Source organism: uncultured Legionella sp. (genome assembly GCF_937871865.1).
Taxonomy (GTDB): Bacteria; Pseudomonadota; Gammaproteobacteria; order Legionellales; family Legionellaceae; genus Legionella.
On the sequence record NZ_CALMPD010000138.1, the window covers coordinates 1 to 16,923 of the forward strand.

Sequence of the window (16,923 nt, forward strand, 5' to 3'; positions counted from 1 at the left end):
ATGCTGTTTTTAGGATGTTTATAATTCGCTGCACATTTTACGAGAACATTAAGATCTGCCTCTGAACGAGCCATTAATAACCGAATAACCTCTAAATGGTAATTATTCACCGCATTGCGCATTGCCTCACTCTTCCTTGCCTCAGGCCGTACCCTTGGATCAGCTAATAAACAACATATGATTTCACTCCCCCCTTTTCTGTGGCAATTCGAATAGCCATATTGCCCAAGGCTTGTGGCTGAGCACGCCCATCGTCTAAAAGAAGTTGAACTACCTTTAAATGACCATATTCAATAGCAAAATGTAGAGACCTACTTCGTTGCGTTCCTGGATTTATTTGCCTATTATTCTTTAATAAATATTCAACTAGTTCAGAATAACCAATTTTTGAGGCTTCTAGAAGTACCTTATTGGGATCAATAGAGTCGTTCTCAAGTAATATTTTTAGCACTTCCATTTGCTTATATTTTAAGGCTATCTGCCAACCAGTTTGTAAATCATCAATAGTTTTTCGCTGAATACAACGGCTAGGATTAAATAAATTAACCAGCTCAACATGCCCTAATCCGCAAGCCAAGACAAATCCTTTTCCTGTATTCAGTTTTAGTCTATCATCTTGAAGCAAACACCTTATTGTTGCTAAATCATTTAGTCTAATAGCTATTGAAAAACAATCATTAAAGCTCTCCATATTAGTAACATCTAAACGATCATCATCAAGTAAAAGTTCGACGATAAGTGCTTGCTTCTTTATAACAGCAAGATAGAAAGCCAACTCCAAAATAGAGGGTTCGAGAGAATTAATATCTAAATAATTAGTAACTACATTTGCATGTCCAAAAGCAATTGCCCAAATTAAAGCGTCACAACGAAAATAATTATTTAAGCTATCACTGTATCTTGGAGAATCGTAACCACATATCTTCGCAATTTGTTTTCTGTCATATATCTTTGTGATTAAACGATATAAAGTAGCAAACTGCCCTTCCAGAGCATATTTATTCAGTAAAGGCTCTATCTCTTCGCGGGACAGATTCTCTTCTATATTCGTTTCTAACGATTGTATTGGTTGAAGTATTTTATCATTTTTACCTTTCATTTAATTCCTCCATGAAAATCAATAAACAGGGATGAAAATTGTGAATAAATTACATCCTGGCTGCGCGTGATTTCAATATTCGTCTTAATATTTTTCCATTGTTCTGAAAAAATATACACTTAAGGAAATAGAGTCAAGTTAATTATTTATATAAACCATAACGTATGGCTGATGTTGAGTAGGCTTCGATGAAAACCTGCCAGGCTAAACTTGTGAAGCCCAGCAAAGGATAGCTAGACAAAAAATGGTATTCTGCCTAGCTTTTAGACTCATTAAGACATTATGTTTTAAGAAGAAACAGGATGATCTTTAATGAAAAATGCTAAAATGGTTACTAATAATAATGAAATTGGCAGTATGGACAACGCAACCTGATAATCCACTACAGTATATATATGTTCACCGTGAACTATGCCACTGTCACCAAAAGAATCCAACAACTTACCCACTAAAGGCTGGAATATCACTCCGCCTAAAGTCACTATCATATTAGTCACTGCAAACACTGTTCCAGATAATTTTGCTCCACTACACTCTTTGGCCATAATGAAGACAATAATTTCTGTAGCACTAAATACTCCATATAAAAACAACAGAATATTTAAACTGCGATAAGATAGCCCTGGTAAATACAACACCAGACTAATACAGATCAAAGCCAGTATTGCACCAATAACCAGTGGCAAAACCCTTTTTCCAGTTGTGTCTGAGATGTAGCCAGCTATGGGAGCACCTACGGCCCAGCCCAGAAAGACAGCAGATACAGTTCGAGCAGCTTCCACTTTGGTTAAATTATGCGCTTGCTCCAGGTACGTTTTGCCCCACAATTCACCAAAAACAGACAATGAAGTATATAAACAAGCCCCCACAAAACCAATCAACCAAACTTCAGGAGACATTAATACTTTCAATACATTATGAAAGAATTCAGGTAATGGGTATTTATTGGGCTGAAAGCCTACTGGGCCATCTCTGACTACAAGCCATACCACCACGCTAAGTACAGAACCTATAAGAGCGATTCCCAGTAATACCTGCTCCCAACCAATAATCATTGACCATTCAGTGATTTTTACCTCACCAAAAACCAGACCGAGCATACCCAAGGTCGTGATTAAGCCTGCGACTAATGAGAAATACCGACGAGGAAGCCAATGTAAAGCAAGCGATAAAACCCCAACGAAGGCAAATGAAGAACCAAAGCCCACTAAAAACCGGCCAGAGCCCACCAGAAACATGGATGAAGTTAAAGTAAACATCCAGGAACCTAAGGTACAGCACAGGCAAGCAAAAGTTAGTAATCGTCTGGGGCCAAATCGGTCCATTAACATTCCCACAGGCATCTGCATAGGAGAATAGGCAAAATAATATAATGCAGATATTTGGCCGAAAGTGGTTGCTGAAATGTGTCCTAGAGCAGCACTCAACTCACTTTGTAATGCTCCAGGAATAATCCGAAGAATAAACTCGTAGCAGTAAAATAGAGCACCAACAAAACAGACCAGAATACCGAACATTGTTTGTTTTTTATTCATCATATTATTTGTGAGCATGAGCGTGAGTTTCCTTCAAAAAGAAGGTTAATATAGCAGCAATCAAGATGCCTAACGGAATTATAGACAAAGCAAATTGATAATCATCCACAGTGTATAACTTCTGTAAATTATCTACAGCCGCACTCGTAACCGCAGCATCGCCAATATGAGCGGAGAGACTGAAATCCAGTAAATGTCCGACTAATGGTTGCAATAACATCGCTCCTAACATAACTATCATGTTAGTAACTGCCATAGCAGTACCGGCAGCTTCACCAGGACTTAATTCTCTACCCACAGCAAAAACAATAGCCTGAGAACTGTATAACAATCCTAACAAAAACATGAGAGATTGAATGTTTGATTCAGTTAAGCCAGGCAGATATAAAATCATCATCATGACAATTGCAGCACCACCAGCGCCAATTAGCATAGGGAATTTACGGCGATGTAATTTATCTGAAATATACCCCATCAGTGGAGCACCCAGAATAAAGCCCAAGAAGAGCAGCGAATTAGCTAAGCCCGCTCCCTGAGCAGTTAATCCATGTGCATGCCTTAAATAAGGAATACCCCATAACTCAGCAAAAACGGTAGTAGGTAAATATACCAGGCAACCATACATGCCATTAACCCAGATTTGCTTGTTTCTAATGATGATACCAAGATCAATCATTCCTTTTTTAAAGCTGGTAACAGTGCCGCTATTCCGGTGATGTCCCTTTCTATCATGTATTCCAAACCATAAAACGATGGTCAAACCTATTCCAAAAAAAGCAGTAATATTTAAAGTTTTAATCCAACCCATATGGTGAACAAAATACTCTAAAAAATTATCACCCAGCATGGCACCTATAGGGCCCAATGCTGACGTCATACCAGAAACCATAGCCAGTCTGTCTTCAGGTAGCCAGATAGTAGCCAGTTTCAATACCCCAACGAAGGCGAACGCAGAACCAAATCCAACTAAAAATCGTCCAAGTGCTGCCACCCAAAATACTGACGTTGCTGTAAACAGGAAAGTACCCACAACGCAAATGAAACATGCAATAGTAAGTAGACGTTTGGGGCCGTATCGATCCAGCAATACCCCAACTGGAAGTTGCATGGGAACGTAGGCGAAATAATATATAGATGAGAGAAAGCCAAATCCTGAAGCGGATAAATTAAAATGACTACGTAATGACTCCTCCATGACACTAGGTGCTATGCGCAACAAATATTCATAACTGTAAAATACAGCTCCTAGCCCACAAATAAACCATCCTATAAATGTGTAATAATTACGTTTGTCTGAATGCAAAGTTATCTCCTTAACGATAGGGTTAAGCACGAGCAAACACCCCTAATAGAAGGGGTTACCTGCGACTCTAATTACTTTAAATTATCTTTTTGATTGACGACACCACTGGCTATTGCCGCTTTAGCAACAGCAGCAGGAACTCTTTCTTTCAACCGGGGGTCTATGGGTTTGGGAATGATGTAGTCTGGACCAAATTCCCAATTTCTAACTCCAGGGTAATTATCCTTTACTACCTGAGGTACAGCTTCATGCACCAACTGGCGAATTGCCTCAACAGCAGCAATCTGCATGGCCTGATTAATACACGTAGCGCGAACATCTAATGCACCTCTAAAAATATAGGGAAAGCATAATACATTATTAACCTGATTAGGATAATCACTACGCCCTGTAGCGATAATCAGATCATCACGCACCTTATGCGCAATCTCTGGGCGAATTTCAGGATCAGGATTTGATAATGCAAAAATAACTGGCTTGGGTGCCATCAGATTTAATAAATCTGCATTCAACAGATCTGGCTTGGCAACTCCAATAAATACATCAGCATCAGTCAAAGCATCTTCAAGTGTCCGGCAATCGGTCGTTCTTGCAAACGCAAATTTATAAGCGTTTAGATCTTCTCTGCCAGAATGAATAACACCTTTGGTGTCCAGCAACAGCATATTCTTTTTATCTGCGCCCAAAGCGACCAGAAGCCTCATAGAAGCAATACCTGCAGCGCCAGCTCCAATACAGACGATTCGAACATCTGATAATTTTTTATCTTGTAGTTCAAGAGCATTTAAAAGACCTGCAGCAACCACAATTGCAGTACCATGCTGATCGTCATGAAATACGGGAATATTAAGTTGCTCAATCAAAGCCTGCTCTATTTCAAAACATTCTGGTGCTTTGATGTCCTCCAGGTTGATACCACCAAAAGTTGGTGCAATGCTCTTTGCTGTAGCAATAAACGCTTGGGGATCATCTGCATCAATCTCAATATCGAATACATCAAGATCAGCAAATTGTTTAAACAATACAGCTTTACCTTCCATAACAGGCTTACTGGCTAAAGGACCTACATCCCCCAAACCCAGAACCGCTGTGCCATTGGTCATAACAGCAACGAGATTACCTTTATTGGTATAGCGATAAGCATCTGCAGGAGTTTCTTCTATAGCTAATACTGGCGCAGCTACCCCAGGTGTATAGGCTAAACACAAATCATCTTGTGAACTAGTTGATTTTGTTACATGAACACCAAGCTTTCCCGGAATGGGAAATTCATGATAGTCCAATGCACGCTGCTTTAATACGTCATTATCCAAAGTGCTTACCTCTAATATCAGACCATCCGTATTAAAAATCTTACAATATCAAGTTCTTAATACATATTACTAAAAAGGCACATTTAAACTGTGCCTTTATTACAAATTAACCAACAAGCAGCTTAATTATTCTTTAGCTGCTGTTTTACGCATATTATAACGATCACGGAATTTCTGAACACGTCCACCAGTATCAACCAGCTTTTGCTTTCCAGTATAAAAAGGATGGCATTGTGAACATACTTCAATGCTCAAATCTTTACATAACGTGGAACGAGTCTCAAACACTTCACCGCAACTGCAAGTAACTTTTACTGTTGTATAATCAGGATGAACAGATGCTTTCATAATACTACTCTCTTAATAGTTCTAAATGAGTATCGCCACCTGGACGTGTCGCCAAGCACCATACTCTACACAAATGACGCAAAACAATAGCAGAGTTAAATCTATAAATCAATTTTTTATGAACGCAATGGATTAAAATCATTTAAAATTGATCTGTAAATTCGATTCCGCTACTTCGTAAACAGCATTGCCTGGATCTTATAATTCTCTTTCAATGCGATTAACTGATCAATTATAGCACACCACGACAATACGGAGAAAATCAAAAAGTTGCCCGGATGCCAGCATTACAAATCCAGCTCAACCCAGACAGGCGCATGGTCTGATGGTCGCTCTGCTTTTCTCGGTTCTTTATCAATTTTAGACTGTCGGCATAATTGATTTAATTCAGTACTGAGTAATAGGTGATCAATCCGTAATCCTCTATTTCGTCTAAAACCCGCAGCACGATAATCCCACCAACTGAATAGTTTTTCTTCCTGTTCAAAATTTCTAAAACTATCATGCAAACCCAGATTCAAAAGCCCCGAAAAAGCCTCTCTTTCAGCCGGACTAACTAATATACAACCCTCCCATTCAACAGGATCATGAACATCCCGGTCTTCAGGAGCAATATTGAAATCGCCAACAACGGCAACTTTTGGATAAATACTCATTTGCTGCTGAATAAATGCAGTAACTTTCTGCAGCCAATCCAGCTTATATACATATTTGTCCGAAGTAAGATCAGCTCCATTGGGGACGTACAAATTGATTATCCGGATACCCGCAACAGTCACCGCCAAAATACGGCGCTGAGGATCGTCCAAACCTGAAATATCGGTTATTACGTCTGATATTGGATGGCGGCTTACTACAGCAACACCGTTATATGTTTTTTGTCCGGCATACACCACATGATAACCGCTCTCGATAAATGCTGTTGCAGGAAAATGCTCATCAATTAATTTGGTTTCCTGCATCGCCAAAACATCTACCTGAGAAGATTCTAACCATTGAATAACCTGATCGAATCTGACTTTTAGTGAATTTACGTTCCAACTAGCCAGCTTAAACACACCAATCTCCTTTATATTCAATTAATAATGGAGCATGATCAGATAACCGTGCTTCACGAAAAATTCGACTGTCAGTCACATGTTCTGTAAGTCCAGGAGTAACAACCTGATAGTCAATTCTCCACCCTACATTTTTTTCCCAGGCGCGGCTTCGGTAAGACCACCAGGTGTATTGTTCCTCTTCCTGGTTATGGACACGAAATGCATCAACAAACCCCATGGAACCAAATAATTCATCCATCCAGGCACGCTCTTCTGGCAAAAAGCCTGAATTTTTTTGGTTTCCACGCCAGTTTTTCAAATCAATTTTTTTGTGAGCAATGTTGTAATCACCACAAATAATCAATTCCCTTCCTTCATTCTTTAAATTTATTAAATGCTTGGCAAACTGTTCCAAAAAGTCATATTTAACCAGCTGACGCCCATCACCACTTGTACCTGAGGGTAAGTAAAGTGAAATGACACTTAATTTGGGGTAATCAAATTGAATGTAGCGCCCCTCGGTATCACAACTCTCAAATCCCATCCCCTTCACCACTCGAACAGGTTTATGGCGAGCGTAAATAGCAACACCACTGTACCCTTTTTTATGCGCATCATAATAATCACAAAAATAATCACGGGGATAATACAGTTCTTCAGGTAACAACTGCTCAACCTGAGCTTTAGTTTCCTGAATACAAACAAAGTCAGCATCCTGTACGGCAAGCCATTCATAAAATCCATTACGTGCCGACGCACGTATGCCATTAGCGTTAAAGCTGATAACCTTCATATTGTTCTAACCCTCTCATCACTTTATCAAAGAACTCTTTACGTTCAAAAAAGAGCTCTCGATAAATCTACTATAATTTCAAAGCAATTCGACCTAATCGTTCACCCAATCCTCGAGCCAAGGTCATTTCATCGTCACTGACAGGCTGATCATTAGTGACTCCTGATACATGAGTGACGCCATAAGGAGTTCCACCCGATATGGTGGTATTAAGAGCTGGTTCGGTATAGGGTACTCCCATGAGAATCATTCCATGATGCAACAAAGGCAACATCATGGAAATCAAAGTACTTTCCTGCCCACCATGCATACTGGCTGAAGAAGAAAAGACACAAGCTGGTTTATCCACCAAGTCACCACCTAGCCATAATGCTGAAGTTCCATCCAGAAAATATTTTAAAGGAGCGGCCATATTACCAAAACGGGTAGGACTGCCTAGGGCAAGGCCTGAACATTGGCGTAAATCATCTAAAGTTGCATAAGGAGCGCCATTATCGGGCACAGAGCTATCAACAGCTTCGCAGGTTGTTGAAACCGGAGGAACTGTACGTATTCGTGCTTCAATTCCAGCAACACGTTCGACACCTCTGGCAATATATTGCGCCAACTGGGCGGTTGATCCGGTTCGAGAATAATATAGAACCAGAATATAGGGCTCTGACATTGGAAGTCCTCCATCGTTTTTTATTTCAGGAAGTATATAGCAGGTAGAAAAGCTACGCGAGGAGATTTAATTAGAACTAAAAGTGAAAAACTCTGCATGTTGTTCACCTGCAGAGTTTTTTATTTTTTAATGACCCATAACGATTACATTAGCTGCCAACATCTGAGTTAAAAGCTGACCCGAATCAGAAGTACCGTAAGCCGATGCGACATCCACACCGCTTAATACAATGGTTTCAGGAGATGTATTAAATTGCCCACTTCCAGTTGGATCAGTTTTAATCACTGTATCTATTTGATTCGTTGTTTCATTATGAACCGTACTGATTTGGAGCAAACTATCCAGAGAGTCTCCGCTTAGGGTCGAGTCTTTAAACAGATCAGTCAGATCAAGAATACTCTTGTCAGCAGAAGCATCACCATTCAAATTTAATTTAAAATCAGTAATAGTATCTATTGCAGGAATACTGCCAATATCTGCTTTGTCAAAAACAAAGATATCTTGTCCGCCTCCACCGGTCATCACATCATTTCCCTGACCGCCATCAATAACATCATTACCTAAACCACCATGAAGGATGTCATTGCCATCACCACCAAAGAGATAGTCATCACCAATTTGACCAAAAATTAAATCGTCACCAGCGTCGCCATAAATAAAATCGTTGCCATCACCACCATAGATAGTGTCATTACCATCGCCACCATAGATAAGATCATCGCCAGCACCACCATAAATCACATTATCATGACTGTCACCATGAAGTGTTTCACTAAGGCTTGTTCCCATGATGTCGGAACTAGCGACAGTAACATTCAAATTACCGCTGATTTGATCTCCATCTCCATCCGTTGCATTAAAAGTAAACTGTAAATCAGTATTATTATGCACATCAAAATTGAGGGAAGTAATCCTAAATGCTCCAGTTTCATTTGCTCCGCTGCTATTGGTTACTTCAACATAATCAATTGCTTTATTCTCTCCGCTAGGTCTGATAACCAATGTTTGTGAATCAGCTGTATTTAATAATCCGCTAGTTCCGGTGATACTGGAACCATCTGTAAACATTACTATCCAGTCGTATCTATATGCAGCACCACTTTGCCTGGCCAAGGTCAGCGCCAAAGAGTTACCTAATTGTAATGAGCCAGAAGCTCCGGAGTTGTCAAAATCAAATTTAATTTTCTCACTTGCTCCAATATTTCCTGCAGAAAGCAGTCCATCTCCTGAAGCTCCTACACCTAATCCCACACTATTTGCATGAACATTAGTACTGGTTCCGGAAGATGAAGTTCCTGTAATTTTCATCGCCCAATCTGAACCAGCCGTAGATGAAATTCCTCCAGTAGTCGCATTAACATAATATTGGCTACTGTTTATTGGTAAAAGATTAGTAATTGTTGGAGTAAATTCAGTAGTATCAGCGAGCACTTTAAAATCCAATGCAGACACTCTTAAATTAATACTGGTATTAGGATTTGTGAGAACTATTTCACTAATTACTTTTCCAGAAGGATCTGGTGCTATAGTAACCAATTGCGAGGCACTAGAACTTGTGCCGCTAACAGTACTTGTAGAACCATCTGTATATTTCACTTCCAAAGTATAATTATAGGTTCCACTGCCAACACGCGCTAATGTGATATTAGCTGAAAGCCCTGGATCAGCGAATCGGCTGCTCATTTCATTATCAAAATTAAAGATTAATTTTTCATTAAAATCGATATTAGTACTACTGCCACTCTGAACACCCAAGCCCGAATTAGTTCGACTTACATTCCCTGAACTCGCTGTAATTTGCATGGCCCAATCGGTACCGGCAGCTGTTGAAATAGAGCCTGTAGCAGCATTCACATAATACGCTGCTGCATTGCTGGTTGAGCCTGTAATACCACTAGGAGTGTAATTAATTGCTAACGGATCCAAAGGACGGATTAAATCAAATTTATAATTTCCTTGCGCATCCGCAATTAATGTAAATACAGTATTTGTACCTGCCATTCCGATAATAGTATTGCCTGAATACACATAAGTCACAGGAACACCGCCAGAACTTAAATTAGCTGGCGGAGTACCATTTAAAATAATGCTGCTGCCCACTGAATCGGCCCCAAAATCAACGAGCGTACCCACTACGCTATTTCCTGAAGCATTTGAGAGCATTCCATTTTGAACATCCACGAGAGGTCTGTCATCAACAACAGTTACTACAGCAGAAGAAATGCCACCAGCTCCATCAGAGAGGGTATAGGTAAAGGTTGCCTGTCCATCAAAATTAGGTGGTGCAGTAAACGTAATAATACCATTACTTAAAGTAACAGTACCTCCGTCAGAGGGATTGGAAACACCGGTAATTTGCAAATTGGCGCGGGCAGTATCAATGTCAGTATCGTTTGCAAGCAAATCAGCAACACTCACTTGATATACATAACTACCGCCTTCGACTCCTGATTGATAATTTGTTGGAAATGCAGATTGACCAAGGTAGGAATAAGCTCCAGAGCCCATTCTGATCTCGGGTTTAAACACAAAATCACCACCCTGATCCCAATAGATGATTTCGATATCATGAGATCCACCAGTAGTAATATTAAAGCTTGCATGAGTAGTCGTTGCTGGAGATTGGTTCGCGTTAACCTGGGCAACTACCACGCCATCAATCCGTATGGTATAACCGTCATCAGCAGTTACCCTGAAATTATAAGTTCCAGCAGCTAAAGTAACATTGCCTTCAAATTTAACAATTGCGTCACCAGTTGATTGTTGATTATAGAAGACAAGATTGGAACTATTTCCACTTATCCAACTAGCCAACTTACCAGTACCTCCCAGATCTCCAGTACTTTGTGCATAATTCAAAACAGTAGAGGTAAAAGTCGCATTTGGATTATTCACATTAATATAGGCCTCAACTTGAGTAAGATTTGTCAAATTGCCACCGCTGCTGCTTTCATTATAATTATAAAATTCAGCGGATAATCCAGACAGTGTGATGCTTGGAGATAAATGAATGGTGTCGTTCACTGCGACAGGAGCATCATTAACTGGGTTGACAGTAATCTTCAAACTTGAACTTGCGGTAGAGTTACCATCGGTTACATTGTAAGTAATCTGAGGTACCGAACCATTGTAATTGGTTATTGGTGTAAAGGTATATCCTCCATTAGCACCAAGAGTTAAGGTCCCCACATTAGGAATTGTTGCTAAAGATCCGGCATTAAAGGTGCCACTTACCCCTGCCACTGAAAATGAGGTGACAGTAAGAGATAAAGTAGAACTGTCATTAGATAAAACATTTCCTGTACTTACATTATCTTCATTTACACTCACCACATCGGCATTCAATGTAATAATTGGGAAATCATTAGCAAGTATAGTTCCAACACCCACGCTGGTTGTAATCGTCGCATTAGTAGCATTACTTAAATTGACGTTAAATGATTCATTCCCTTCAAATACAGAATCATTAGTAATTTGAACCGTAATAGTTTTCGTCAGCTCTCCAGGGGCAAAAGTTAAATTGCCATTGGTTGCACTGTAATCACTACCCGACATGGCACTACCATTACTGGTATTGTAACTGACCGTAACAGGCAAACCAGAAGCAGCAGAAAGTGTTACCGTAAACGTTGCTGTTCCTGCATCTTCGTTAACGTTTACGTTATTGATACTCAAACCAGGCATGGCATCGTCATTAACAATAGTGCCCTGACCTACACTTTTTGAAATACTTGCATTATTCGCACTGGTCAAATTCACATTAAATGTTTCATTACTTTCATATAACGCATCATTCGTTATGGGAACGGTAATGATTTGAGTGGTCACACCGGGAGCAAAAGTTAAGGTGCCATTAACTACCGTATAATCAGTGCCTGCAGTAGCTGTGCCACCATTGGTATTGTAGCCCACTGTCACGGTTTGGCCGGAAGCACTGGATAAACTCACCGTAAACGTCGCAGTGCCTGCTGCCTCATTCACAGATACATCATTAATGGTTACCTGTGGAACCGGATCATTATCATTAATCGTGCCTGTCGCAGTTCTTGTTCCAACAGTCAAAGAAACGGTCTCACTGTCTTCCCTGAGCGCATCATCAATCGTCGGAATAGTAACTGTAAAGCTTGTGACCCCAGCAGGTACTGTTAAAACACCATTACTTAAAGTAACACCGTTGCTAAAAACAGGTGTTGTACTGTAATCGCTGCCAGCAGTTGCAGTACCTCCACCTAAACTAAAGGGGTACGTCGCTGGTAAAGCCGCAGCAGTTACCAAATTAACGGTAAAAATTAAATTACTTCCTTCGCTGACTGAGGCATTAGAAATTGAACTGACTTCTGGAGGTGCATCATTATCAACGATCGTTCCAGTACCAATGCCATTCGCAATGGTCGCATTAGCAGCATTACTTAAATTGACATTAAATGTTTCATTTCCTTCATAAGTAATGTCATTAGTAATTTGGATTATTATGGTTTTCGTCAGCTCTCCAGGGGCAAAAGTTAAATTGCCATTGGTTGCACTGTAATCACTACCCGACATGGCACTACCATTACTGGTATTGTAACTGACCGTAACAGGCAAACCAGAAGCAGCAGAAAGTGTTACCGTAAACGTTGCTGTTCCTGCATCTTCGTTAACGTTTACGTTATTGATACTCAAACCAGGCATGGCATCGTCATTAACAATAGTGCCCTGACCTACACTTTTTGAAATACTTGCATTATTCGCACTGGTCAAATTCACATTAAATGTTTCATTACTTTCATATAACGCATCATTCGTTATGGGAACGGTAATGATTTGAGTGGTCACACCGGGAGCAAAAGTTAAGGTGCCATTAACTACCGTATAATCAGTGCCTGCAGTAGCTGTGCCACCATTGGTATTGTAGCCCACTGTCACGGTTTGGCCGGAAGCACTGGATAAACTCACCGTAAACGTCGCAGTGCCTGCTGCCTCATTCACAGATACATCATTAATGGTTACCTGTGGAACCGGATCATTATCATTAATCGTGCCTGTCGCAGTTCTTGTTCCAACAGTCAAAGAAACGGTCTCACTGTCTTCCCTGAGCGCATCATCAATCGTCGGAATAGTAACTGTAAAGCTTGTGACCCCAGCAGGTACTGTTAAAACACCATTACTTAAAGTAACACCGTTGCTAAAAACAGGTGTTGTACTGTAATCGCTGCCAGCAGTTGCAGTACCTCCACCTAAACTAAAGGGGTACGTCGCTGGTAAAGCCGCAGCAGTTACCAAATTAACGGTAAAAATTAAATTACTTCCTTCGCTGACTGAGGCATTAGAAATTGAACTGACTTCTGGAGGTGCATCATTATCAACGATCGTTCCAGTACCAATGCCATTCGCAATGGTCGCATTAGCAGCATTACTTAAATTGACATTAAATGTTTCATTTCCTTCATAAGTAATGTCATTTACTATGGGTACTATAATCGTTTGAGTAGTAACCCCGGGAGGAAAGGTTAATGTACCATTCACTGAAGAAAAGTCACTATTCGCAGTAGCAGTACCACTGCTGGTATTATAGCTAACAGTAACAGTTTGCAGTGATGGGCTAGAAAGCGTTACAGTGAACGTCGCAGTTCCTGCTGCTTCATTCACAATAACATCATTAATTGACAAAGTAGAAGCGATGGTGTTATCGACTATAGTGCCTACACCAGTTGTGTTTCCAATAGTAAGAGGCACGGTTTCATTTGATTCAACTAACAGATCGCTTAAGGCTGGTACATTGACTGTAAAACTGCTAACTCCTGCAGGAATAGTCAAAACACCATTACTTAAAGTAACTCCATTAGAAAATGTTGGGGCTGAATAATCTCCAGAACTTGCAGTACCGCCACCTATTGAGTACGCAAAAGTAGTACTGACATTTGATGCAGAACTCAAATTCACTGTATATACCAAGGCATTACCCTCAGATGCACTAGGGCTAGATATAGCAGCAACACCAACGACGTTCACGTTCACTGTTGCCGCGTTAGAGATTCCCGTGCCATCAGAAACAGTATAAGTAAAGTTTGCATTACCATTAAAAGAGGAATTCGGAGTAAAAGTCACCGTACCATTTGCATTAAGGACTGCCGTCCCCCCTACTCCACTGGTTACACTTGCAATTGTCAAATTAGAACTATCAATATCTGTATCATTTGCTAACAACTGATTGGCACTATAAGTTATAGATGTACCTTGTTGCGCATAAAGAGAATCATTCACAGCCACCGGTACATCATTCGTACCATTAATGGTAAACGTAATTGTTTTTGACGTACCATCCATACTATTAATGATAAAAGAATCTGTTTTAATTTGACCAACGCTCAAATTTTGAGTTGCAGCATTAGATACAGTATAAGTATAACTGCCGTTTGCTGCTAAAACTAAAGCACCTAGTGGAGTACCCACATTGGTCACCGTAGTACTAAAGAGTGCTTGGCCAGCGTCTGCATCACTAATGGAAATAGAACCACTCGCCACTAAATTACCACTGCCATTAACACCCACATCTTCAGTAACCGAGCTGACACTTGGAGTACCAATCACCGCGGCATCATTCATCCCGTTAATGGTAAACGTAACCACTTTAGAAGTACCGTCCACGCTCCTCACAGTAAAGGAATCGGTCGCGGTTTGACCTGCACCTAAACTTTGAGTGGCAGCATTAGATACACTGTAAGTGTAACTGCCGTTAGCGGCCAACACTAAAGTACCTAGTGGAGTACCCACATTGGTCACCGTAGTATTAAAGAGTGCTTGACCAGCGTCTGCATCACTAATGGAAATAGAACCACTCGCCACTAAATTACCACTGCCATTAACACCCACATCTTCAGTAACCGAGCTGACACTTGGAGTACCAATCACCGCGGCATCATTCACCCCGCTAATGGTAAACGTAACCACCTTAGAAGTACCATCCACACTGGTCACGGCAAAGGAATCTGTGGCTGTTTGACCTGCACCCAAACTTTGAGTGGCTGCATTAGATACACTGTAAGTGTAACTGCCATTAGCTGCTAAAACCAAGGTACCTAAAGGAGTACCTACATTAGCCACCGTAGTATTAAAAGCAGATTGACCTGTATCTACATCACTTATGGAAATAGACCCTGTCGCCACTAAATTACCACTGCCATTAACTCCCACATCTTCAGTAACAGTGCTGACTGTGGGCGAACCTATTACGGCAACATCATTACTACCATTGACGGTTACATCAATTACTTTTTGAGTACCATCAATTGATGCCACGGTTAACGTGTCATGCATTACATCTCCGGCTTTCAAAGCCTGAGTTGCAACACGGGTGTTATCCAAAGTATAAGTCCATGCCCCAGTACCTGCATTAAAAGTAAAGGTGCCGTACGCTCCTGCCAGATTAGCAGGGTTTTGGAAACCAGCTTGACCGCCATCAACATCAGTAACTGTCAAAATACCTGAAACAGAGGAAGTACCGGCGGTTGCATTGTCCACCCCACCTGCTTCAGTTACGGAGCCACTAGCAGTACCACTGATCACTGCTGCATCATTCACTGGATACACTTCTACACTTATAACTCCAAAATTGCTAGCAGAATTGCCATTAGAGCTTTCGGTCGCGGTTACGGTGACTTGCAATGAAAAAGTACCATTGAAATCTTGTGGTGGAGTAATAATAAGAGTGTTCAGATTCCATCCGCTGACATCAGCAATGGTATTTCCAGCACTTGCAATGAATGTGTGAGTGCCATCACTTAAAACAGCACCAGAAGGAATGCCAGAAATAGCAATATGCAAAGTTTCTGAACCATCGGTATCAACCAAAGCAGCAGTAATTTTACTGAGCGCTATTGGAGTGTCTTCATTACCATGATTCAAATTAAACCCCGCATAAAAACCACCGGGATCTAATGGACCTAATTGTATTCCACCTGCGGTTATATCCGTTACTTTTTGATATAACTCGTAGTTGGCAGTACTCAAATTAATATCATTTAAATTGACATCATAGTTTCCTGGACCATCGGAATTACTATGATAAATTTTAATCTCATAGAATCCTGTGGTAGTTGGGGTAAACGTGCTACTAAACTGGCCACTATTCCCAGCGCCCCAAGTTGTTCCTACAGAAAATGTAGTACCGACAGTAATTTTAATACTGTCATCCCCATAACCACTAAATTTATAAGCTGTACCTGCTTCAAGATAAATAAAACCAGTTTGTAAGGATGCTGTTCCTACAGCAACAGAAGTATTACCAGTCGATTCAACATTGGTTACTAGGGACTGGCTGGTTGGCACTACAGTCGTGCTATCAATTTTTGATTGTAAGGTATTGGGATTTTCTCCATTTCCATTAGCAGTAATGTTTAATGAATTAGCATTTGAGCTATTATTCCAAGTATATTTAATAAATCCAGTATCAGGCGGAGTAATACTTCCAATATTCAAAGTAGGTACATCTGCAACTGCATTGACAACCAAGGATGCTGTTCCAACAATATTGGTATATCCATCAGTTATCGTATAACTAAAACTAACATCTGTATCATCATTTAAAGCAGGAGTATAAGTCCAGGTCCCATTCCCATTATCATGTAATGTACCATTACCGCTGGAAATAAGGTGAGTAACAGTTAATAAAGCATTATCATCTATGTCAGTAGCATGAGCCAGTAACTCTGCTTGAGTAATTAATCGTCCACTATCCTCATTAATCTCATTAAGAATCACAGCACTTGTTACTGGCGTATCATTAGTGCCAGTTACGGTAATCACCAGATTCGCAGTGGAGGTGGCACCAACATCGTCAGTAACGGTGT

General features: G+C 40.5%; 9 protein-coding genes. All 9 read right to left on the reverse strand.

Annotated features, from left to right (window positions below; translation table 11 throughout):
• Window positions 1–163: 163 nt before the first annotated feature.
• Complete coding sequence (locus tag Q0495_RS07270; protein ID WP_298624508.1) at window positions 164–1,099, reverse strand: ankyrin repeat domain-containing protein; 936 nt, start codon at window positions 1,097–1,099, stop codon at window positions 164–166.
• A 287-nt stretch (window positions 1,100–1,386) separates the two neighbouring features.
• Window positions 1,387–2,652, reverse strand: a complete 1,266-nt coding sequence (locus tag Q0495_RS07275) for an MFS transporter (RefSeq protein ID WP_298624510.1) — start codon at window positions 2,650–2,652, stop codon at window positions 1,387–1,389.
• Window positions 2,639–3,937, reverse strand: coding sequence for an MFS transporter (locus Q0495_RS07280; protein WP_298624512.1), 1,299 nt, complete (start codon window positions 3,935–3,937; stop codon window positions 2,639–2,641). The genes Q0495_RS07275 and Q0495_RS07280 overlap by 14 nt, the downstream gene beginning before the upstream one ends.
• Before the next feature lie 71 nt (window positions 3,938–4,008).
• A complete protein-coding gene (locus tag Q0495_RS07285; protein ID WP_298624514.1) occupies window positions 4,009–5,250 on the reverse strand; it encodes a malic enzyme-like NAD(P)-binding protein in 1,242 nt (413 codons plus the stop codon).
• A 126-nt stretch (window positions 5,251–5,376) separates the two neighbouring features.
• On the reverse strand, window positions 5,377–5,598 hold the full coding sequence (gene rpmE, locus Q0495_RS07290; RefSeq protein WP_298624516.1) for a 50S ribosomal protein L31: 222 nt from the start codon (window positions 5,596–5,598) through the stop codon (window positions 5,377–5,379).
• A 287-nt stretch (window positions 5,599–5,885) separates the two neighbouring features.
• Window positions 5,886–6,656, reverse strand: coding sequence for an exodeoxyribonuclease III (gene xth, locus Q0495_RS07295; RefSeq protein ID WP_298624518.1), 771 nt, complete (start codon window positions 6,654–6,656; stop codon window positions 5,886–5,888).
• On the reverse strand, window positions 6,649–7,431 hold the full coding sequence (locus tag Q0495_RS07300) for an exodeoxyribonuclease III (protein WP_298624520.1): 783 nt from the start codon (window positions 7,429–7,431) through the stop codon (window positions 6,649–6,651). The genes xth and Q0495_RS07300 overlap by 8 nt, the downstream gene beginning before the upstream one ends.
• Before the next feature lie 70 nt (window positions 7,432–7,501).
• The gene (gene wrbA, locus Q0495_RS07305; protein WP_298624522.1) at window positions 7,502–8,095 is read right to left on the reverse strand and encodes an NAD(P)H:quinone oxidoreductase; all 594 of its coding nucleotides are present in this window, start codon (window positions 8,093–8,095) and stop codon (window positions 7,502–7,504) included.
• A 126-nt stretch (window positions 8,096–8,221) separates the two neighbouring features.
• Complete coding sequence (locus Q0495_RS07310; RefSeq protein WP_298624524.1) at window positions 8,222–16,879, reverse strand: Calx-beta domain-containing protein; 8,658 nt, start codon at window positions 16,877–16,879, stop codon at window positions 8,222–8,224.
• Between the last annotated feature and the right edge of the window lie 44 nt (window positions 16,880–16,923).